Annotated in this window: 21 protein-coding genes; 14 read left to right on the top strand and 7 right to left on the bottom strand. The window is 40.3% G+C overall.

What is annotated here, in order from left to right; translation table 11 throughout:
- Nucleotides 1-52: 52 nt before the first annotated feature.
- Complete coding sequence (queF, locus tag JI723_RS15850) at nt 53-898, bottom strand: NADPH-dependent 7-cyano-7-deazaguanine reductase QueF (RefSeq protein ID WP_272580653.1); 846 nt, start codon at nt 896-898, stop codon at nt 53-55.
- Between the two features lie 268 nt (nt 899-1,166).
- On the opposite strand from queF, the gene syd reads away from it, so the two are divergent.
- Nucleotides 1,167-1,727, top strand: coding sequence for a SecY-interacting protein (gene syd / locus JI723_RS15845; protein ID WP_272580652.1), 561 nt, complete (start codon nt 1,167-1,169; stop codon nt 1,725-1,727).
- A 401-nt stretch (nt 1,728-2,128) separates the two neighbouring features.
- Here the strand turns inward: syd and JI723_RS15840 are convergent, their stop codons facing one another.
- On the bottom strand, nt 2,129-3,043 hold the full coding sequence (locus tag JI723_RS15840) for a VirK/YbjX family protein (protein WP_070927327.1): 915 nt from the start codon (nt 3,041-3,043) through the stop codon (nt 2,129-2,131).
- Nucleotides 3,044-3,305: 262 nt separating this feature from the next.
- Between JI723_RS15840 and JI723_RS15835 the strand changes: the two genes are divergently transcribed.
- The 3 genes from JI723_RS15835 (at nt 3,306) to JI723_RS15825 (ending at nt 5,003) form a co-directional block, all read left to right on the top strand.
- Entirely contained in the window at nt 3,306-3,641 is a 336-nt protein-coding gene (locus JI723_RS15835) for a YqcC family protein (protein WP_140185886.1), read from the top strand.
- Between the two features lie 7 nt (nt 3,642-3,648).
- Nucleotides 3,649-4,398 carry a tRNA pseudouridine(65) synthase TruC gene (gene truC, locus JI723_RS15830; RefSeq protein ID WP_272580651.1) on the top strand — a complete coding sequence of 250 codons (750 nt, stop codon included), beginning with the start codon at nt 3,649-3,651 and terminating at the stop codon, nt 4,396-4,398.
- A gap of 152 nt (nt 4,399-4,550) precedes the next feature.
- Nucleotides 4,551-5,003 (top strand): flavodoxin, encoded by a 453-nt coding sequence (locus JI723_RS15825; RefSeq protein ID WP_070927331.1) that lies wholly within the window; start codon nt 4,551-4,553, stop codon nt 5,001-5,003.
- Nucleotides 5,004-5,053: 50 nt separating this feature from the next.
- On the opposite strand, the gene JI723_RS15820 is transcribed toward JI723_RS15825, so the two are convergent.
- The 4 genes from JI723_RS15820 to map all read right to left on the bottom strand — a co-directional run bounded on the left by JI723_RS15820 (nt 5,054) and on the right by map (nt 10,109).
- On the bottom strand, nt 5,054-5,440 hold the full coding sequence (locus JI723_RS15820; RefSeq protein ID WP_070927333.1) for a DUF3461 family protein: 387 nt from the start codon (nt 5,438-5,440) through the stop codon (nt 5,054-5,056).
- A 176-nt stretch (nt 5,441-5,616) separates the two neighbouring features.
- Nucleotides 5,617-6,441: a 2,3,4,5-tetrahydropyridine-2,6-dicarboxylate N-succinyltransferase gene (gene dapD, locus JI723_RS15815; RefSeq protein ID WP_140180474.1), complete on the bottom strand. Its 825-nt coding sequence runs from the start codon at nt 6,439-6,441 to the stop codon at nt 5,617-5,619.
- Between the two features lie 46 nt (nt 6,442-6,487).
- Entirely contained in the window at nt 6,488-9,124 is a 2,637-nt protein-coding gene (gene glnD / locus JI723_RS15810) for a bifunctional uridylyltransferase/uridylyl-removing protein GlnD (protein WP_272580650.1), read from the bottom strand.
- 187 nt (nt 9,125-9,311) lie between these two features.
- Nucleotides 9,312-10,109 (bottom strand): type I methionyl aminopeptidase, encoded by a 798-nt coding sequence (map, locus tag JI723_RS15805; RefSeq protein WP_070927339.1) that lies wholly within the window; start codon nt 10,107-10,109, stop codon nt 9,312-9,314.
- Nucleotides 10,110-10,695: 586 nt separating this feature from the next.
- Between map and JI723_RS15800 the strand changes: the two genes are divergently transcribed.
- Nucleotides 10,696-11,712: a hypothetical protein gene (locus JI723_RS15800; RefSeq protein ID WP_272580649.1), complete on the top strand. Its 1,017-nt coding sequence runs from the start codon at nt 10,696-10,698 to the stop codon at nt 11,710-11,712.
- Here JI723_RS15800 and JI723_RS15795 read toward each other — a convergent pair.
- Nucleotides 11,709-12,188, bottom strand: a complete 480-nt coding sequence (locus tag JI723_RS15795) for an Hcp family type VI secretion system effector (protein WP_140180482.1) — start codon at nt 12,186-12,188, stop codon at nt 11,709-11,711. The genes JI723_RS15800 and JI723_RS15795 overlap by 4 nt on opposite strands.
- A gap of 43 nt (nt 12,189-12,231) precedes the next feature.
- Here JI723_RS15795 and JI723_RS15790 point away from each other — a divergent pair, with 43 nt between their 5' ends.
- The 9 genes from JI723_RS15790 to rseP all read left to right on the top strand — a co-directional run bounded on the left by JI723_RS15790 (nt 12,232) and on the right by rseP (nt 21,717).
- Nucleotides 12,232-13,149 (top strand): SEL1-like repeat protein, encoded by a 918-nt coding sequence (locus JI723_RS15790; protein WP_140180484.1) that lies wholly within the window; start codon nt 12,232-12,234, stop codon nt 13,147-13,149.
- A 566-nt stretch (nt 13,150-13,715) separates the two neighbouring features.
- Nucleotides 13,716-14,441 (top strand): 30S ribosomal protein S2, encoded by a 726-nt coding sequence (gene rpsB / locus JI723_RS15785; protein WP_070927341.1) that lies wholly within the window; start codon nt 13,716-13,718, stop codon nt 14,439-14,441.
- Nucleotides 14,442-14,581: 140 nt separating this feature from the next.
- Nucleotides 14,582-15,433, top strand: coding sequence for a translation elongation factor Ts (tsf, locus tag JI723_RS15780; RefSeq protein ID WP_070927343.1), 852 nt, complete (start codon nt 14,582-14,584; stop codon nt 15,431-15,433).
- 263 nt (nt 15,434-15,696) lie between these two features.
- Nucleotides 15,697-16,425, top strand: a complete 729-nt coding sequence (pyrH, locus tag JI723_RS15775; RefSeq protein ID WP_070927344.1) for a UMP kinase — start codon at nt 15,697-15,699, stop codon at nt 16,423-16,425.
- Between the two features lie 108 nt (nt 16,426-16,533).
- Nucleotides 16,534-17,091 (top strand): ribosome recycling factor, encoded by a 558-nt coding sequence (frr, locus tag JI723_RS15770; protein ID WP_070927346.1) that lies wholly within the window; start codon nt 16,534-16,536, stop codon nt 17,089-17,091.
- Between the two features lie 134 nt (nt 17,092-17,225).
- Nucleotides 17,226-18,425: a 1-deoxy-D-xylulose-5-phosphate reductoisomerase gene (gene ispC / locus JI723_RS15765; RefSeq protein WP_070927348.1), complete on the top strand. Its 1,200-nt coding sequence runs from the start codon at nt 17,226-17,228 to the stop codon at nt 18,423-18,425.
- 302 nt (nt 18,426-18,727) lie between these two features.
- Nucleotides 18,728-19,480 (top strand): polyprenyl diphosphate synthase, encoded by a 753-nt coding sequence (gene uppS, locus JI723_RS15760; RefSeq protein ID WP_070927350.1) that lies wholly within the window; start codon nt 18,728-18,730, stop codon nt 19,478-19,480.
- Between the two features lie 12 nt (nt 19,481-19,492).
- Entirely contained in the window at nt 19,493-20,356 is an 864-nt protein-coding gene (gene cdsA, locus JI723_RS15755; RefSeq protein ID WP_337979551.1) for a phosphatidate cytidylyltransferase, read from the top strand.
- An 8-nt stretch (nt 20,357-20,364) separates the two neighbouring features.
- A complete protein-coding gene (gene rseP / locus JI723_RS15750; RefSeq protein WP_337979550.1) occupies nt 20,365-21,717 on the top strand; it encodes a sigma E protease regulator RseP in 1,353 nt (450 codons plus the stop codon).
- Nucleotides 21,718-21,743 lie beyond the last annotated feature (26 nt).

The raw sequence follows: 21,743 nt of genomic DNA, 5'->3' as shown, positions 1-21,743 counted from the left end.
GTAACTCTCCTTTATCCCAAAGGGAAAAATTATTTCAATTAACTTAATTTGCTTATTGCCGTGCTAAACGTCCTATTTCAGGCGTAAATAGTGTATTGCTGCGCCATGGGTTGATATCAAGACCACCTCGGCGAGTATAACGTGCATAAACACTGAGTTTTCCAGGGTTGCACAGTTGTTTTATGTCATTAAAAATGCGTTCTACGCACTGTTCATGAAATTCATTATGATGACGAAAAGAAACCAAATAGCGTAGTAATGCTTCACGGTTAATTTTAGGGCCACGATAATGAATTTGTACTGAACCCCAATCAGGTTGATTAGTGATCAGGCAATTCGATTTCAATAAATGGCTGACTAGTGTTTCTTCAACTATGTCACTTTCGCTACTACCCGCTAGGAACTCACGATTGAATTCATAATCATTTATTTCAATATCCAAATCATCAATACAGATACCTTGGAACTGATTAATGGGCTGTTGTGAAAACTCATCAAGTTTATGGAGTGTAACGCTAACTTTTCCATTAGCACAGCCGCAGAGATCATTTTGCAAAACGCTTCGCACATTTTCCCAAGTTTCATAACGTGTTTGGTTGAAACTATTAAGGTAAAGCTTAAAACTTTTCGATTCGATTAGATTTTCGCTTTGGGCATCGACACTGACTAAGCCAATAGCGACTTGGGGAACCCCTTTGCTGTTTAGCCATGAAAGCTCATATAAAGTCCAAATATCGGCACCATGGAAAGGAAGATTGTCAGCGTGAATATCGAGTGGATCCCTATTTAGGCTACGAGGAACGGCTTGCAATAGGCTTGGATCATATTGGTCATAATATGCCGTTTTTTTGCCTAATGTAAGGTTATCCAAAGCAGGGTTATTCTGATAGTGTGACATGTTGATCCTTAAAACGTCATCGGTTGAGCTATGCTCTTTATGTTTCAAGGTGTGGCTCTTTTGTCGGGGAATGGTCACACTAGCCACTGTGCTTACAATGCCTTTAGCGACTCATTCACCTTTGCTTAGCTGCATCTCGAATTATTTAGAGCATAAATGCCGTTAACAATGAGGTGTGTTCATTCATTAGTTAATTTCTGCCATAATATCACTTATTAACGACATTGCCGCCATCTCTATTAATAACATTCTGAATAATTAAATAAACATGAATATGACTGTCTCTGAAGCACTAACTCATTTTACTCAACAATATGTCGCGATGTGGCTGGAGCATACGGGGTTACCTCCTGCCTCAACCGAACTTTATGGTATACCTTCCCCTTGTATTGTGCGCACAGGTGAAAACTGGGTGTATTGGGAACCGCAGGCATTTCCTGAGCAGAATAAAAACTTAGATAAAGTGGCGATTGCATTAGATATTGAGCTACAGCCCGCGATCCATGATTTTTATACCACACAGCTTGCGGGAGATATGAAAGCAAAATTCCAAGATCAAACGTTGAGTCTGGTTCAGGTGTGGAATGAAGATGATTTTATACGGTTACAAGAAAATTTAATTGGTCATTTAGTCACTCAGAAACGTTTGAAACTATCACCAACATTATTTATAGCTACATTAGAATCCGATTTAGAAATGATTTCTTTGTGTAACTTAACTGGGGAAATTATTTTAGAAAAATTTGGTAGTAAGGAACGAAAAGTATTAGCCCCTGATTTAGCCCAATTTATTGGCAAACTATCACCTATCTTAGAGCATGTCGAGTAAGCTATTGAGGATTTTACTTGTAGGAAATGACTTACAAATTAATGAAGAGATAAGCTCTAAATTTCTTAATTTATCTAAATGAGAATTATTTAAATTTTTAATTTCATGTGGTTACTATCAACCTACGTAAATCAAGTTTTATAGTTTTTTTTTAATTTGTTTTACTAGGTTGTTTCATTAATGTTTTTAATACATTCTTAAACGGCTGGGTGAGGGTGCACTTGCTCAGCAATTCTATCAGTAATACAGGGTCAAGGATGGCTAAGTGATGCATGTAGCTCACTAAACTGTTTACAGAGACAGGATGTCAACGGCAGGATGTCGTCATTGCAGGATGCAGTAACACCATTTAAAACATGAGATAAGCCAGTCAACCCCACTTGTTGGCTGGCTTTTTTTTATTAATTAAGCGTCTTGCTCTGCTTGTTTGGATCCACAGAATACTGCGATAGTGAGCTTAAAACACTTTGATACATCGCTTCTCTTAACGCTTCACGTTTACGAAATGCGGAACGGTGTTGGCTTTTAACCGATTCAATATCACGAACTGGCTCAGTTAATGGCAAGTAATACCAGCCATCACTGTTTGCTGTTGCATTGCATTCTTGCCAAAAATTATCATAACTCGATTTCAAATGTTGACGTTTGATATGGCTATTATTTGAAATACCTAAAATAGCGGTGCAATGGAAAAATGCAGCAACGGCATATATCGCTGACATTAAAAGGTTTTTAGGACGCATATTATGCATTTGCTTAGTAATAGATTTAACTTGCTCTGTACTTTGTTCTGTTGATGGCCCTTGCAGCGAGCATACATAGAGTTGGCCTTCTGTACCGAATGAAAAGCTCATTAAGTAGATATCATCACCAAATTCGTTGAACAAATGTAAGGTCAAGTCTCCCTCTCTTGGGAATGCAGAATACACAAGTTTTAATTGAGCAAAATCGCCTGATTTCAGTTCGATATTGGCTACATTTAAACCTTTACGTTCTGTAGAAAACATTGCTTGAATAGCGTCAGCAGTAAAGGTTTTTTCTATCAGCTCTAATGTATAACTTGCTGTTAGTAGTTTTTGCTTTCCATTCCATTTGCGGTGCAAATATTTATTTAGTGGGCGCTCAGCAAAATCAGGAGTATGGCTAAATTGCTTAGACATGCGAGCACTAGTGTAATTTTCACACATGATTTGGAATTGCTGATAAGGTTTTTTAGGAAGTTTGGCAATACGTGCTTGTCGTTTTAAATTATCATAACCCTTATTTATGGATTGCCAAATTTTATTCTGATTGCGCCACTGTTTTAATAATCCCATATATAACCATGCTTGATTGTTGAGTTATCTTTTATTTGGATGATATAAAAGCGAACAATAATGCGCCTCTGAACTACAACAAAAGTTAAATAAACCTTAAATAACTTTACAAAAATAACTTGCGGTAAAATGTTCTACGTGAAAGCACGAGTAATACTTGTGAGAGCTTAATTGTTTTTGATTGTTGCAAACCCCATATATACGACAGAGTTAATAAGGAATATGTCGTATAATTGAGTCAATTTTATCGAGTGAGTGAATTATGAATATTGAACTGCGGATCATCGAAAAGCTTCGTCATATTGAAGAAGAGATGAGAGCGAAATCGCTATGGAATGAATATCCGCCTAGCCCTGAAGCTTTTGAAAGCACGGAGCCTTTTTCGATTGATACTATGGAAGCCACCGAATGGTTGCAATGGGTGCTGATCCCGCGTTTATATGCACTTATTGAGCAAAATGCTGTTTTACCTGGCGCCTTTGCTATTACTCCTTATTTCGAAGAAGCGTATAAGCATGATGAAGAAGCGCAATATAGCTTATTACTTGAGCATTTGCGTGAGTTAGATAGCTTTTTTAGCACTGGATCATGCAGGTAATTTATTGATGTTAGAAATTATTTACCATGATGAATTCATGGTTGCAGTGAATAAACCTGCTGGCATGTTAGTTCATCGGAGCTGGCTCGATAGCAAAGAAACCGTATTTGTGATGCAAACATTACGTGACCAAATTGGTCAGTTTGTTTATCCAATTCATCGTCTCGATAGGCCAACTTCTGGGGTTCTGTTATTTGCGCTTTCAAGTGAAGTTGCACGGTTATTAGCAGCTCAATTTGAATCTCATCAAATTGAAAAAATTTATCATGCAGTGGTTAGAGGTTATGTTGAAGAAGCTCAAACCATTGATTATCCACTGCTGGAGCAGCTGGATAAAATAGCCGACAAATATGCAACTCGTGAGCCAGCACTGCAAGAGTGCGTGACTCATTGTTTGCCACTGGCTCAAGTCGAATGTCCCATTGCTATTGGTCGATATCCTACATCGCGTTTTAGCTTATTAGAATTAAAGCCGGAAACGGGTAGAAAACATCAATTAAGACGTCATATGTCGCACATTCGTCATCCTATTATTGGGGATAGTAAGCATGGCGATCTGCGGCAAAATCGTGGTATTAGCCAAAATTTCGCAGTTTCACGGCTCATGTTGCATGCAACTCAGTTAATATTAAGTCACCCTATTTCGGGGGAGCGGCTATCATTAGTGGCTAAATGGGATGGATCATGGCTATCGTTGATTAACCAGTTTGGTTGGCAACAGGTGGCTGATAGCTTAGGTATGATCAAATTGGATTGATATACTCGTCATACTTCAAGTTGCAGCGTTGTTGACTACGCTCAGCTAGCCGAGTCACATAGTTTATCTATGCTCCTCGCCTATCTTCGCTTGCTGCCTAGCTGCACTCTGAATTATTTAGAATATAAGCAGTAAATTTAATGGAGGTGTTCATGTCAAAGATTGGTATTTTTGTAGGAACAGTTTACGGTAACTCTTTAGCAGTGGCTGAATCTGCTAAGGAAATATTAGAGCAATTGGGTCATGAGATAACCATTTTTGATGAACCCATTCTTAATGACTGGCAACAATACAATGGTGGTGAAGGTATTGCGTTAATCATCACTTCATCAACGGGGCAAGGGGATTTGCCTGACACAATTGCTCCATTATTTTATGAAATCCAAGATGTGGTTGGATATCAACCTGAATTACGCTATGGCTTAATTGCGCTTGGTGACAGTAGTTATGAGAACTTCTGTGGTGCAGGGAAACGTTTTGATGAGTTACTTACTGAACAATCGGCAACAAGAATTGGCGATGTTCTGTTTATCGATGCGCTTGAAGAAGATATGCCTGAAGAGTATGCAAAATCGTGGTTACAATCTTGGGCTGAACTACTGTAAATATCAGCACCGCGAGTATATTTTACGGTGCTGTTAAGACAATAGCATTATTATTTGCGAGTTAGTTTTTCAAGATCAGCTTCAATTTCAGCGATTTTATTTGAAACAACGTGCTCAAGATGGCGTAAATCATCCAGAATCTTATGTTTCAAATCAATGTCTGTGCTGACGGTTTGACAAATTTGGTCTAGCTCTTCAATTGCATAGCGCAGGTTTGAGTTAATTTCATTAATTTCTTTGAAATTGTTGCTGCCATCTGCTGCGGCAACCGTTTTGCGCTGACGTGGATATTTAAATTTCACGCTTTTGGCGAAAAATTCACCTTTATCTTTGCGAAAATAGATTTTTAAAATATCGTTATTGGCTTCTTGGCGTAGTGTATAACGATCAATATCTTGCGGATTACTAATACCTAAACTTTTTAGATTATCGTACATAAAGTTCACCGAATTATAGAAAATCGAGAATGGTAGAAATACAGAGTCATTGTTTAAAACAATATTATGCGTGAAATATTTGATTTGACAAACCCCCCCTTGAAATAAAAGGGGGTTAATCATTTTTTGGATAGTGAAAGAGGTTGGCTCGATTTTTAGCCACTTAGGAGAGGGGCTTAATCAATACTTCTGAGTAATTCGTTAATCCCCACTTTACCGCGTGTTTTTTCGTCAACTTTTTTAACGATCACTGCGCAGTACAGGCTATAACTGCCATCTTTTGACGGTAAGTTACCCGATACAACGACTGAGCCGGCTGGTACGCGACCATAATGAATTTCGCCAGTTTCTCGGTCATAAATTTTGGTACTTTGGCCGATGTATACGCCCATTGAAATCACAGATCCTTCTTCAACAATTACACCTTCAACGATTTCAGAACGTGCCCCAATAAAGCAATTGTCTTCAATAATTGTTGGGTTTGCTTGTAAAGGTTCAAGTACACCACCAATACCAACACCACCAGATAAGTGAACGTTTTTACCAATTTGAGCACAAGAACCAACGGTAGCCCACGTATCAACCATCGTTCCTTCATCAACATAAGCACCGATATTGACATAAGAAGGCATCAGCACACTATTTTTAGCGATGTAAGCGCCTTGGCGAACTGCGGCTGGTGGCACAACGCGGAAACCTTCCCGTTCAAAACGAGCTTGGTCATAATCTGCAAATTTCATTGGCACTTTATCAAAGTAACGACTCTCTGCACCCTCTATTACCTGATTATCGTGAATACGGAATGAAAGCAATACGGCTTTTTTCAGCCATTGATGGGTAACCCAAACCCCATCAATTTTTTCTGCGACACGGAGTTTACCGCTATCGAGTAATGCAATTGTTTCTGTGACTGCTTGATGAATTGCTGGTGTCACTGTAGACGGCGTTATTGAGGCTCTGTCTTCAAATGCTTGTTCAATGATTGCTTGTAAATGCTGCATTGATTGTTTTTCCCCTTTAAGGACGAGTAATAATATTGCTTTAAGGTTATGTTTTATCCTTCGAATTGAGGGTTTCTGTCAACCTTTCTGATAACTCTTGTTGCATTTTTTTATTAAGTGCTTGGTGATTTTTATCTGCAAGCACGAAAAAGTCTTCGACTTTTTCACCAATAGTCGTGATCCGAGCGCCATACAAGGAGATTTCCATTTGTGCTAAAACATGACCCACTCTAGCAAGCAAGCCTGGCTGATCAAGTGCAAATAATTCCATAAAACTACGACGTTCGTTGGTCGAATGTAAAAAATTCACTCTAGTCGGTACAGTAAAGTGACGTAATTTAGAAGGTAATGTCCGTGGTTTAGGGAGTGGGATCGCAGGTTGTTGAACGGCATGCAATAATGTTTTACGGATTTGCTCATACCGGTCTTTTGATAATGGCATGCCATTAGGTTCGAGCACAACGAAGGTATCCATTGCCATATTATCTTTATTGGTGAAAATTTGGGCGCTGTGAATGCTTAGGTTACGCCTATCAAGTTCGCCCGCAACAGCGGCAAATAAGTGAGGTTTATCAGGACACCAAATAAAAATCTCTGTTCCGCCATGTTTGGGTTGTGTACTAATCAAAACTAAAGGTCGTTCGAGGTCGTGCTTGAGTAAATTACAAGCGTGCCAAGCGAGTTGTGATGGCGTATGTCTCAGGAAATAATCAGCATGGCAGCGAGACCATAATTTGTTGAGCTTTTCTTCATTAATAGGGGATTGTCGCAGTAGGACCAGCGCTTGATGGCGGTGATGGCGGATGCGCTCACGTAAGTCCGGTGTGTTCTGTATACCTTGATTGAGTTGATGCTCTGTTGAGAGGAATAGCTCACGGATCAAACTCTGCTTCCAACTATTCCACAGCGTGCTATTGGTGGCACAAATATCAGCAACAGTTAGGCACATTAAATAATTTAAGCGAGGAACGGTTTTCACTTCGAGGGCAAACTGTTTGATCACATCGGGATCTTGGATATCTCTGCGCTGTGCGGTGACTGACATGAGTAAATGACTTTTTACCAACCAAGAGGCCAGCTCAGCTTCTTTGATGGGATAATTATGTTGCATCGCAAATTCATAGACAAATTCAGAACCTAAATCAGAGTGATCTCCTGAGCGCCCTTTGGCAATATCGTGAAATAATGCAGCAAGCCTTAATGTTTCAGGATGCAGTAATTTGGGATAAACACTGACACATAATGGGTGATCGCGACGATTTTCTTCATGTGTAAAACTATCGATTTTTTGTAACACACGGATAGTATGCTCATCCACAGTATAGGCATGAAAAAGATCAAACTGCATTTGGCCAACAATATTGCTCCAATAGGGCGTATAAGCGCTTAATACACTATGTAAGTGCATTGGCACAAAGGCACCTTTAATTGCCCTTGGGTGACGTAATATTTTAAGGAATAGCTGTCTTGCTTCTGCTAATTCACATAATGGTGCTGACAAATTACGTCTTGCAAAACGTAGTTGGCGTAAAGTTGTTGAGTAGATCCCTGTAATATTCGGATAGCGGGCCATTAAATAGAACATTTTTAGAATGGCAGCCGGTTGTTTGATAAATAGCATGTCATCAATGACATCGATAAACGAACCGCGTAGTTGGAATTGTTCATCGAGTGGTCGTGGCTTTTCATCGGGATTGAGTGCAAGGATCGCGTCATCAAATAACTGCAATAGCATCTGATTGAGCTCACGCACGCGTCGAGTAACACGATAAAAATCTTTCATCATGCGTTCAACAGGCTGATTTTTCTCTCCTTCATAACCCAACAAACGGGCAACGCTAAACTGACGATCAAACAATAGGCGATTATCATAGCGTTTAACCACTAAATGTAATGCAAAACGAATTTTCCACAAAAAAGCCAAACATTCTTTAAGTTCTTGTCGCTCTTCTTCGGTTAAAAAGCCAAACCCGACCATTTCATCGACCGTGGTCGCGCCGAAATGACGTCTCCCAACCCACAGTAGCGTGTGTATATCACGTAAGCCACCTGGACTGCTTTTAATGTCCGGTTCTAAGTTATAGCTAGTGCTGTGGTAACGCTGATGACGCTCTTGCTGTTCAGTCAATTTTGCGGCAAAAAAGGCCTCTGAAGGCCAAAAGTTATCGCTAAATATGGTTTTTTGTAAGCGCAAAAATAAGGTGATGTCGCCGCAGATCAGTCTTGATTCAATTAGATTAGTGGCAACCGTTAAATCGGCGTTACCTGCATCAATACACTCCTGTAACGAGCGAACACTGTGGCCAATATCAAATTTTAAATCCCACAGTAAGGTAATAAATTGGCCTATTTTGGCGGCAATTTCGTCGCTCAAGGGCTGGGCGCTGAGCACTAAAATATCAATATCAGATAAAGGGTGCAGTTCGTGTCGGCCATAGCCTCCAACTGCGACTAATGACACTTGTGGTTGTTGATCAAACTGATACTCCTGCCATAGTCGAGTTAAAAGAGCATCAAGATAATCACTGCGTGCATGCACCAGATCGATGACCGACTGACCTTGCTTGAATGCTTCTTCTAGATAGTTGTTAAAAGATTCGACATGTTGTTTTAGAGAAAACAGTTCAATATCTGAAGATTGAAATAAAGAGGGCGATAAGAAGGTTACAGGAGATGGTGTCATCGTTATCTTTCCACATAGAGAGCTCAACTGGATAATTAACAGCTTACTGGGGATTATTGTGGATGAACAGCCAGAAGTTGAATTATTTTGAGTGAATGAGTGGACGGTAAAAATGAAAAATGTGACATGTCACGTTGGTATATAGAAACCTGAACGTGACATGACACAATGCATTAGCGTGTAAAGGTTAAGCGTTAACTAAAACCGCGGAGATAAACGGCTCTTCTTCTTTACGGAGTGTCATGATTTCACAACCATTGTCAGTAACGACTAACGTGTGTTCATATTGCGCTGACCAACTTCTATCTTTGGTTTTGACTGTCCAGCCGTCATTCATGGTACGGATACGATAATCGCCAACGTTGACCATCGGCTCGATGGTAAATGCCATGCCTTTTTGCAATACAACACCGCTGTCATCTGCATCATAGTGGAGAACTTGAGGCTCCTCATGGAATCCTTCGCCAATACCGTGGCCACAATATTCACGAACAACAGAGAAATCGTTTTTCTCTACGTATTCCTGAATAGCTTTACCCAGTGTGCGTAGGCGAATACCCGGTTTTACCATACGCAATGCTAAATAAAGGCTTTCTTGTGTAATGTGGCACAGACGTTCACCTTGGATCGTGGGTTTACCGACAATAAACATTTTAGAGGTATCACCATGGAAACCCTCTTTAATGACAGTCACATCAATGTTAACCACATCGCCATCTTTCAAAATTTTATCATCACTAGGAATGCCGTGACAGATAACATCATTGATGGAGATACATACAGATTTAGGAAAACCATGATAATTTAAGCATGCGGGGATCGCTTGTTGAACATCGACAATATGTTGATGGCAGAGGCGATCTAGCTCACCAGTGCTTACCCCAGGTTTGACGTGTGGTGCGATCATTTCTAACACTTCGGCAGCGAGCCTGCCAGCAACACGCATTTTCTGAATATCTTCTTCAGTTTTGATAATAATAGCCATGAATTCAGTCCATTTATGTCAGCAACGGCTGCGTGACACAATTTAAATGAAAAGGATTAATAAATAGGCAGCAGTGCCATCTATTCAAGATTAATGGGATTATGGTACCAGCCACCGCATTTTCTGCCAACTAGGCATCGATGTTTATTGGGTTGTAAAAATGGTTGTAGGATACGCTGAGCGGCTCGTGTGGCTTATCATTTTGAGCTTTGGGTAGCACAAATTGCCAAAAATAAGGTTCTAGTGAATAAACCAATAATCGAAAAAAATGTAAGAGCTCTGTAGGGCAGGTTGGATACATCTTATTATTCCATCGATATTATCCCCCTAAACCGGCTTTAATATGTATGTTGGCTGGTTTAATCGATATCAATTAATAATTATCTCGCTAAAATTATACTGATATTTGTCACTTAACGAAAGAAATGAGTATGTCAACTTTATGTTATATCTATAAAAAATACTTTATGAGTCGTTCTTGAGATATAGAATAGTATATATCAGTATTATTAAACATTCAGTTAAATGTATTTAATTTTATTTCCTTTCATTTAGAATGCGTATTTAACTTAAGGATGGGGGGTATATGCAGTGCGGTGATTTAGAATGGTTTTATTGTAAAAACGGTGAAATCATGGATGCTAATGAAGCCATGGAAAAAAGATTGGTTATTTATCGTCGAATTTTGAAAAACCTTAAAAGTGCACATAATCGATCCAATGAATGTTTACCCCCTAGCGGATTAGATGAGTCAATTTATTATAGGTGTGATGGTGATGAACCTTCGGTTAAAACGGCACTCAGTAATCCTTGGGTAAAAGGAACTGAGGATTTTGCTATCACCTCGGCAAAAGGTGTTAAACGTTCGATAAATACAGCTGCTGAACTTGGTGTGTTACCTCCTCCTTTGCAAGGTATGAATTTTCTTCTTAAATCTCGGGTGTCTCAAAATCCCCGTATCATGAAAGAGAATGTTGAAGCCATCTATTTATTGCGGTTTGTTTATGATCCCTATGAAAATTTTTCTGAGGTTATCAATATTATTATTGGCGCTATCGTTAGCCAAATGCCGCCACCAAGAAGGCGAAAGTTATCTGATTATATTCAAATGGCAAGTACCGTTTCTAATATAAATAAACCAATTAATTTTAATGATAGATTTGATATTGAACAGCGAGTGAATGTGTCGGTTAGACATTTTGCCGAAGGCGTGACGATTGATATTATGACGGAATCACAGATTCGGAAATTTATTGTGACTGCAATAATCACGCGTATTGTTGCGTTCATTGTCACAAAACATCCGTCTTTTTTTAAACCGTTAGGTGGCCCTCGTGCGGTGATCAGTCGCACGATCATTGCAGCTACTCTGATATACAGCTACGGTACCATTGAAAAAATGTCGGAAGCGGCAAGACGACTGAAGAATAAGAATCGCGTCGTTTATGACGCGATGAATAAAAGCCAAATCACCATGGCTTATTACTTTGTTGAAGAGGAATTAAGCCCATTAATTACGTTAGCTGCAAGTCCAAGTAATGCGGCGAGTGATGATGCTTTTGTTGCTGAAATTGTTAACTTAATCAGTAAATATAAAAATTAGAACACGCTATCATTGGATATACTGTAGCCTGATGTGCCAGCCATAATTTGAGCAGTAGTAATATCACGGTATTTAATGGTTAACCGTTCTTCCGGTTCGATATCATTACGTAAAATATTATTTGGACATTGATGGGTGTAATCAATAATGGATGCTTCGTTTAATTTCACTGTGAAATATTTTTCTATTCCGCCATTTTGAGCGGTACGATAATAATCGAAGACGAGATTGAGTGTTTCATTATTTGAAACGGCAATTAGCAATAATGGTGATGATTTATCAATCAGTTTGGTGAACTCGATAGGTTGGTGTGATAAGTTTTGGGCTCTGGATATGGAGAAGTTTAATTCTGTGACAAATATCGCGTCTTGCTTGCCCGATTGATAACGATTTCCGATGGAGTCCAATGTGCCGCAACCACGAGAAATCAGACCTTGCTGTTTCCCTTGTAACGTTAGATAGATTAAATTAGCCATTAATTGAGTCCGTTTTGAGTCCGTTTATAGGTAAATTTAAGTTATGTTAAACAATAAAATCGCCATCGTCACGTTATTGTTACTCTTAGGTAACCCAGTATCATCATATTCTGAATCAGTAAATAAATGCATTCCTGAAGAAAAAAATTTTGCTATCTGTGAAACTTTAGCTAAACAAGGGGATGATGAGGCTTTATTGGTGGTCGGGCGCTTTTATGAAACGGGTACTGGCGTCGAAAAAAATCTCGAAAAGGCAGAAGAAATTTATCAGAAACTGGCGGATAAAAATGATGCAAATGGGATGAATCGTTTAGCGATGCTAACAGAAGACCAAGGGAAAAAAGACGAAGCTATTTTACTTTATCAAAAAGCTGCTGAACTTGGGTCATCCTCCGCAGATTACAATTTAGGTATATTATACAAATATAATAATGACTACATCAAAGCGAGACAAATGTTTGAAATAGCAATCAAGAAACATCAATCAAGTAGCGCAATGATGAGTTTGGGAGATTTATATCGTGATGGCCGTGGAGGGGAGCAAAATACTGATTTAGCTGAAAAGTGGTATAAAGAATCAATACAATCTGGTAATTATTTTGCGATTACTCGATTAGGTGATTTGTACAGTGACTTAGAAAATTATGATGGCGCAATAAAATGCTATGAAATAGCCATTACAAAAGGGGATCCCGCTGCAATGAATTCAATGGGATTGCTTTTTCAGCATGGTTTTGGTGTTCAACGCGATATTAATAAAGCGGTAAAGCTCTATCAAGATGCTTCAAATAAAGAAGGGCTTGGTGGGTTGATTAACTTGGGATTGATGTATGAGGAAGGGCTAGGGGTACCTCAAAGCTACGAAAAAGCCATAGAATTATACGAAAGAGCCTATCAATTAGGTTATACGCAGATACAATCAAGGATCGATTTTTTAAATAAAAAATTAATAAAAAAATAATGAGGCTATAATTTAAATTACAGAGATTTTCGTTGAGGGTTGAGGCATGGTGACTAGGCTCATTCGCAACTCACTATCTATTTTATGTGGCAACCCAGCGACTCATTTACTTAGCTCCTAATTGCACCTTGAATTATTTGGAGTTTAATTTAACTCTAATACTGAGTGTAAAAACTAACTTCATCGATTGATTTTACGGCAATGTTAGGTTCGCTACTAACCACAGTACAATAGCGAATTTAGAACAGAATCTGGAATAGAGTTAAGCTCATTAAACCCTTTTTTCTCCCCGCAAAAAAACAACAAAAGTTGGCTTATTAATTCGATTTATGGTATAAAGCGCGCCGGCAATCCATATTCTCGATGAACAAATGTGACTTTAACCTTGGTTGATGGCACCACATAATTAGAATTATGGGTAAGCTTAAACTAAACTCAATTGTGTATAACACACACAGGTCGACACATGCACCGGGGTGCTCTTATGCGTCTAGACGCAGCTTTGGAGTCGGTGTTATGGGATCTGTGGAGGCATAACCCCAATTACTTAAATACAGAGGTATTAAATGGCAACTGTTTCCATGCGCGATATGCTACAAGCGGGCGTACACTTTGGTCACCAGACTCGTTACTGGAACCCTAAAATGAAACCTTTCATTTTCGGCGCTCGTAACAAAGTACATATCATCAACCTGGAAAAAACTGTTCCAATGTTCAACGAAGCTCTGGCTGAGTTGACTAAAATTGCTTCTCGTAAAGGCAAGATTCTGTTTGTTGGTACTAAGCGTGCAGCAAGCGAAGCCGTTCAAGAAGCTGCTAACAGCTGTGACCAGTATTTCGTTAACCATCGCTGGTTAGGCGGTATGCTGACTAACTGGAAAACAGTTCGTCAGTCAATCAAACGCCTGAAAGATCTGGAAGTTCAGTCTCAAGACGGTACTTTCGACAAACTGACCAAGAAAGAAGCGCTGATGCGTACTCGTGAACTTGGCAAGTTAGAAAACAGCTTAGGCGGTATCAAAGATATGGGCGGTTTACCTGACGCTCTGTTCGTTATCGATGCAGAACACGAACATATCGCTATCAAAGAAGCAAACAACCTGGGTATCCCAGTATTTGCTGTCGTTGATACTAACTCTGATCCAGACGGTATCGACTTTGTTATCCCTGGTAACGACGACGCAATCCGTGCAATCAAATTGTATCTGGGCGCTGTAGCAACTACTGTTCGTGAAGGTCGTTCTCAAGATCTGGCTGTACAAGCAGAAGAAAGCTTAGTAGAAGCTGAATAATAAGGCCTGCTCAGTAGAGCCCTTATTAACCAGGTATTGCTATATGGTTAGAAGGGGGCCTTTGTGGCCCCTTTTATCTATCTGAATCAGAATTATCCTTGGGGGGATCCTCCCGCAAGGTATATCGAGGAATAAATCACATGTCTGGAATTACCGCTGCATTGGTAAAAGAACTGCGCGAACGTACTGGCGCAGGTATGATGGAATGTAAAAAAGCACTCGTTGAAGCGAATGGTGATATCGAATTAGCCATCGACAACATGCGTAAATCAGGTCAGGCTAAAGCGGCTAAAAAAGCAGGCCGTGTTGCTGCTGAAGGTGTTATCCTTGCAGAAGTTTTTGCTGACGGCAAAACTGGCGCACTGATCGAACTGAACTGTGAAACTGACTTCGTTGCTAAAGATGCTGGATTCCTGGCATTCGGTAAAGAAGTGATGGCTTCCGTTGTTGCTGATAAAAATGCAGATATCGATGCACTGAAAGCAAAATTTGAAGACACTCGTACTGCTCTGGTTGCTAAAATCGGCGAAAACATCAACATCCGTCGCGTTGCAATCCTTGAAGGCGCACAAGTAGGTAGCTACCTGCACGGTGCACGTATCGGTGTTTTAGTTGCAGCTGAAGGCGCGGACGAAGAACTGCTGAAGCACATTGCTATGCACATCGCGGCAAGCAAGCCTGAATATGTTACTCCTGATGATGTACCTGCTGATGTTGTTGCTCACGAGCACCAAATCCAGCTAGACATCGCTATGCAATCTGGTAAACCACGCGAAATCGCAGAAAAAATGGTTATTGGTCGCATGAACAAATTCACTGGCGAAATCTCACTGACTGGCCAGCCTTTCGTTATGGATCCAAGCAAATCTGTTGGTGATCTGCTGAAAGAGAAAAATGCGAAAGTAACTAACTTTATCCGTTTTGAAGTGGGTGAAGGTATCGAGAAAGTTGAAACTGACTTCGCAGCAGAAGTTGCTGCAATGAGTAAGTAAGTAGTCAGCTTTACAAGGAGCCGCCGATTGGCGGCTCTGTTTTAATTAGCATATACCCGAAATCCTTCAAGTTACAGTTGTGTTGACTGTGTTCAGTTAGTCGAGTCATAGAGTTTATCTATGCTCCCCGTCTATCTTAACTCGTCGCTCACCTACAACTCGAATTATTTGGAGTATATCCCAAAAAATTAAGGTACGTAGAAATCGCCTTATGCATTCTGCGTGTGTTACCCCAATAAATTATCTGTGTAGGACAGAACACCATGGCAACCAATGCAAAACCCGTTTATCAGCGTATCCTGCTTAAGCTCAGTGGCGAAGCCTTACAAGGCGCAGAAGGTTTTGGAATCGATGCTAGCGTTTTAGATCGTATGGCTCAGGAAATCAAAGAACTCATAGAGCTGGGTATACAGGTCGGTGTGGTTATTGGCGGTGGTAACCTGTTTCGTGGTGCTGGTTTGGCACAAGCGGGTATGAACCGTGTGGTTGGTGACCATATGGGGATGCTGGCTACCGTGATGAACGGGCTAGCCATGCGTGATGCATTGCATCGTGCTTATGTGAATGCAAGACTAATGTCTGCAATTCCACTTAACGGCGTGTGTGATAACTATAGTTGGGCTGAGGCTATCAGTCTGTTACGTCATGGCCGCGTTGTGATTTTTTCTGCGGGAACAGGGAATCCATTCTTTACAACTGACTCTGCTGCGTGTTTACGTGGCATTGAGATCGAAGCAGATGTTGTATTGAAAGCAACAAAAGTTGATGGTGTGTATTCAGCGGATCCAGCAAAAGATCCAGATGCTGTACTTTATGAAACATTAACTTATCAAGACGTCCTTGAGCGCGAATTGAAAGTAATGGACTTGGCTGCATTTACGCTAGCGCGTGACCATAATTTGCCTATTCGTGTTTTCAATATGAATAAGCCAGGTGCTTTACGCCGTGTTGTTATGGGCGAAAATGAAGGAACTCTGATTTCTCACAATTAATACTCAGAGACATCGGCTGAGTTTAATTGTATTATCTAACGTAAATTCAGAAAGTTTAAGCGAGGCTGCATTGCGGCCTTTAATAACCAGTTTTTAAGGGTTGAAAACGTGATTAATGAAATCAAAAAAGATGCTCAAGACCGCATGGAAAAGAGCGTCGAAGCACTGAAAAATCAAATCAGTAAAGTTCGTACTGGTCGTGCATCTCCAAGCCTGCTTGATGGTATTATGGTAGATTACTACGGTTCAGCAACACCTTTACGTCAATTAGCGAACGTGACTGTTGAAGACGCACGCACATTAGCTATCTCTGTATTTGACCGTTCTATGTCACCTGCGATCGAAAAAGCAATCATGGCTTCAGATCTGGGCCTAAACCCATCATCAGCGGGTACAGTGATTCGTGTTCCACTTCCACCATTGACAGAAGAGCGTCGTAAAGACCTGATCAAAGTGGTTCGTGCTGAAGCTGAACAAGGTCGTATTGCTGTTCGTAACGTGCGTCGCGATGCTAACGATAAAGTAAAAGCATTGTTGAAAGACAAAGAAATCAGTGAAGATGATGAGCGTCGCTCACAAGATGACATTCAAAAATTGACTGATAACTTCATCAAAAAAGTTGATGATGCTTTAGCTCAAAAAGAAGCTGAGCTGATGGAGTTTTAATCCATCCAATAAAGCCATCAAAGGAGCAACTTTGGTGGTTTTATTCTCTCATATCAAATGATCTAATAATCATCCTTTCTTAGCGATCAAGCTGATATAATCTCAGTATTGAATAAATACAGAGTATCTGCATTATGAAACGTCTTACTATTCTAGGTTCTACAGGTTCAATTGGTACTAGCACACTTTCTGTCGTCAGAAACAACCCCGATAAATTTAAAATTGTTGCCTTAGTGGCTGGCAGAAATGTAGCTGAATTGGCAAAGCAATGTCTTGAATTCCAACCACAATATGCTTCGATGGCAGATGAGGTTTCAGCTCAAGAGCTACGTGTAATTTTGACAGATAATCACTGTAAAACGGAAGTTTTGTCTGGGCGTGAAGCGGCTATTCAACTTGCAGGCCTTGATGATGTCGACCAAGTCATGTCTGCAATTACAGGTGTTGCTGGCTTGCTCCCTACATTGGCAGCCATTCGCAAAGGAAAACGAATTTTATTAGCGAATAAAGAGTCACTGATCACCAGTGGTCGACTATTCTTTAATGCGATTCGTGAACATGGTGCTTCTGTTTTCCCAATTGATAGTGAACATAATGCCATTTTCCAAAGCTTGCCTGAAATTATTCAATTGAACCTCGGTTTTGCCGACCTATCTGCGTCTGGTATTTCGAGTATTATTTTGACTGGCTCAGGTGGTCCATTCAGAGAAACGCCATTATCTTATCTCGATAAGGTAACGCCTGATGAAGCCTGTAATCATCCAAATTGGTCGATGGGCCGTAAAATTTCTGTTGATTCAGCGACTATGATGAATAAAGGTCTTGAATATATTGAGGCTTGTTATTTCTTTAATGCCGATCAACAACAAATGGAAGTTATTGTTCATCCTCAATCGGTGATCCATTCAATGGTTCGCTACCGTGATGGTAGTGTGATTGCACAGCTCGGTACGCCTGATATGTGCACGCCTATCTCTTATAGCATGGCTTATCCACAACGTATTTCTTCAGGCGTTGAGCCACTGGATTTTGCAAAATTGTCGTCATTAACATTTGTTCAGCCTGATTATCAGCGCTACCCTTGTTTGAAACTTGCCATTGATGCTTGCCATCAAGGTCAAGCAGCAACCACGATTTTAAATGCTGCCAATGAAATATCCGTCGCAGCCTTCCTTGAAGGAAAGGTTCGTTTTACAGATATTGCGAAAATTAATCTTGCAACATTAGAAAAACTGCATTTATCTGAACCAGTTTCAATTGATGAGGTCTTAGACATCGATAATCAGGCTCGATGTGAAGCTGCACAATTAATCAAACAGACATTTTCGGTCTAGTATGTGATTTATTTAGTTGCTGATAAGCATGATAAGTCTTTAATATGTCACGCGCATATATACTCAAAAGAGTTCGAGTTGCGGGTAGGCGACAAGCGAAGATAGGCGGGGAGCATATATAGGTTATGTGGCTCGGCTAGTTGAGCGTAGTCAACCCCTCGGCAGCTTGAAGTATGACGAGTATAAAAACATAATATCGGTATTTAGCGCTGAATTAAGGATCTGTCTTATCAGCAAACTCAAAAATAACAGGTATGATTATGCTGAATTCTCAACGCTATGCATACAAGGATTAATATTTAATGAACTCTAGTGGTGAAAATCTCTCCAACTCAGGGCTACCAAAGCATGTTGCTATTATTATGGATGGCAATGGGCGCTGGGCAAAGCAGAGAGGGAAATTAAGAATAACTGGGCATAAGGCTGGCGTTGAGTCTGTGCGTAATGCGGTACGCTTCGCAGTTAAAAATAACATTAGTTCACTGACGTTATACGCCTTTAGCAGTGAAAACTGGAGAAGGCCTGAGAAAGAAGTCAGTTCCTTAATGGAGCTATTTGTATTTGCTCTCGATAATGAAGTAAAAAACCTACACAAGAATAATGTAAAACTACAAATTATCGGTGATATTGGTCGATTTAGCGAACGTCTTCAAAAACGTATTCAAAAAGCAGAAGAACTTACTGCAAACAATACAGGATTAAGGTTAAATATCGCAGCAAACTATGGTGGTCGTTGGGATATTGCTAATAGTGTGAAACAGGTTTTTGAGCGCGTACAAAACGGCGAATTGACTATTGATGATATCAATGAAGAGTCAATTAATGATTATGTTTGTATGCATGAGCAAGAAGACGTTGATTTGGTTATTAGAACGGGCGGTGAACACCGCATTAGTAACTTTTTATTATGGCAGGTTGCTTATGCCGAATTCTATTTCACCAATGTACTGTGGCCAGATTTTGATGAAATGGTGTTTCAGAATGCAATTGATGCTTTTAGTCAACGCGAGCGACGTTATGGTGGGGCTGAGTCAGATGATGAGCTCGTTAAGTAAAAGGGGTAAATTGTGCTGAAATATCGTTTAATTACAGCAATTATTTTAATTCCGCTGGTTATTGCCGCGCTTTTTTTGCTTTCACCTGCTGCATTTGGCTATGTTGTAATCGCAGTGTGTGCACTAGGGGCTTGGGAATGGGCACAATTTGCCGGATGGCAAACCCAAGCTAAACGCATCGTTCTTGCGGTCGTTTTTGCTGTTGCATTATTAGCAATGCAATTCTCTTTTGCTGATATGACCATGTTGGCGAATGAACCTTTGATTTTATATGGCTTGTGGGCAGGACTCATTTGGTGGGTCGTAGCGATAGTATTAGTTGTCACTTATCCTCAATCAGCCCAAGCTTGGGGACAATCAGCGATTGTTCGCGCTTTATTTGGTGTATTGACCATTATCCCTTTCTATTGTGGCATGATGGTATTGAGAACGATTGGCTATCATACTGATACTTTCTTTGGTGCATGGTGGTTGCTATATGTGATGTTGTTGGTATGGGGTGCAGATTCCGGAGCGTATGCTTTTGGCCGTACCATGGGACGTCATAAGATGGCACCAAAAGTTTCTCCTGGTAAAACATGGGAAGGGTTAGCTGGCGGCTTAATCACAGCAGGAATTATTTCTTGGCTATTTAGTTTATTTGCGCCAATCCCTGTTATGCCTGATTATTTGCTGGTTACATCAATTATTGTTGTTGTAGTATCTGTATTCGGTGATTTGACTGAAAGCATGTTTAAACGTCAATCAGGGATCAAGGACAGTAGTCATTTAATTCCAGGTCACGGTGGAATTCTTGATAGAATCGATAGTCTAACCGCTGCAATACCGGTATTTGCTGGCCTGAATTTATTAGTTTTTAATGGTTTCGGTCTTTAGGATAGGAAATGGGATTTTTTTGGAGTTTAGCGGCATTTATCATTGCTATTGGCGTGTTAATTACCGTACATGAATTTGGTCACTTTTGGGTCGCTCGTCGTTGTGGTGTTTATGTCGAACGTTTTTCTATCGGTTTTGGGAAAACGTTATGGCGTAAAGTTGACCGTCAGGGGACCGAATTTGTTATTGCCATGATCCCATTGGGCGGCTATGTCAAAATGTTGGATGAGCGTGTAGGGGATGTGACACCTGAACGTCGTCATCTAGCTTTTAATAATAAAACCATTGGGCAACGCGCCGCAATTATTAGTGCGGGACCAATTGCGAACTTTTTATTAGCAATTGTTGTCTACTGGTTGGTATTTATGATTGGAGTTCCATCCGTTCGCCCAATTATTGAAGATGTAAAAGTGGGTTCAGTAGCGGCTGAGGCAAATTTTTTGCCTGGAATGGAACTAAAATCAATTGATGGTATCGAAACGCCTGACTGGAATTCAATTCGTCTAGCGTTAGTGGGTAAAATTGGTGATCGTCAATTAACCGCAGAAGTGTTGCCTCAAGGTTTTAGTGAGCCTGTGACTAAAACAATTGATTTAACGACTTGGCAATTCGATCCTGAAAAGCAAGATCCTGTGCTTTCTCTTGGTATCATGCCTGTTTCGGCTAAAGTGTCATCTGTTATTTTAAAAGTTTCACCGGGGCTTGCTGGCGAACGCGCAGGTTTACAAGCAGGGGATAGAATTGTTAGCGTAGATGGGAATACCATTGATTTATGGAATCCTGTTACGCGGTTTATTCGTCAAAGTCCGAATCAACCAATGAAATTAGGCGTTGAAAGAGACAACCAGCTCATTTCGCTCATATTGACTCCAGATAGTCAGAAAGGGAAGGGTGGAGAGCAAATTGGAATTGCGGGAGTCGAACTTTCAGTGTTACCGTTAGCGGATGAATATAAAATGGTGCAGCAATATGGGCCATTTTCTGCAATTTACCAAGCTAGCGATAAAACATGGCAGTTGATGAAGCTGACCGTGAATATGATGGGTAAATTGGTTGTTGGGGATGTCAAACTTAACAACTTGAGTGGGCCGATCTCGATCGCTAAAGGCGCGGGGGTATCGGCAGAGTCAGGCTTGGTATATTATTTGATGTTCATCGCGCTGATAAGCGTGAACTTGGGCATTATCAATTTGTTTCCATTGCCTGTATTAGATGGGGGGCACTTGCTCTTCCTATTAATTGAGAAAATTAAAGGAAGTCCAGTGTCTGAGCGAGTACAAGACTTTAGTTATCGGATAGGTGCAATGGCATTGATTCTGTTAATGGGACTTGCACTTTTTAATGATTTCTCTCGCTTCTAACAAAGTAAGCCGGGGACCAGTAAGGA

It is taken from the genome of Providencia manganoxydans (assembly GCF_016618195.1).
Classification (GTDB): domain Bacteria; phylum Pseudomonadota; class Gammaproteobacteria; order Enterobacterales; family Enterobacteriaceae; genus Providencia; species Providencia manganoxydans.
The sequence above is the reverse complement of the archived record's forward strand: the minus strand, read 5'-3'. Positions and strand labels throughout refer to the sequence as shown.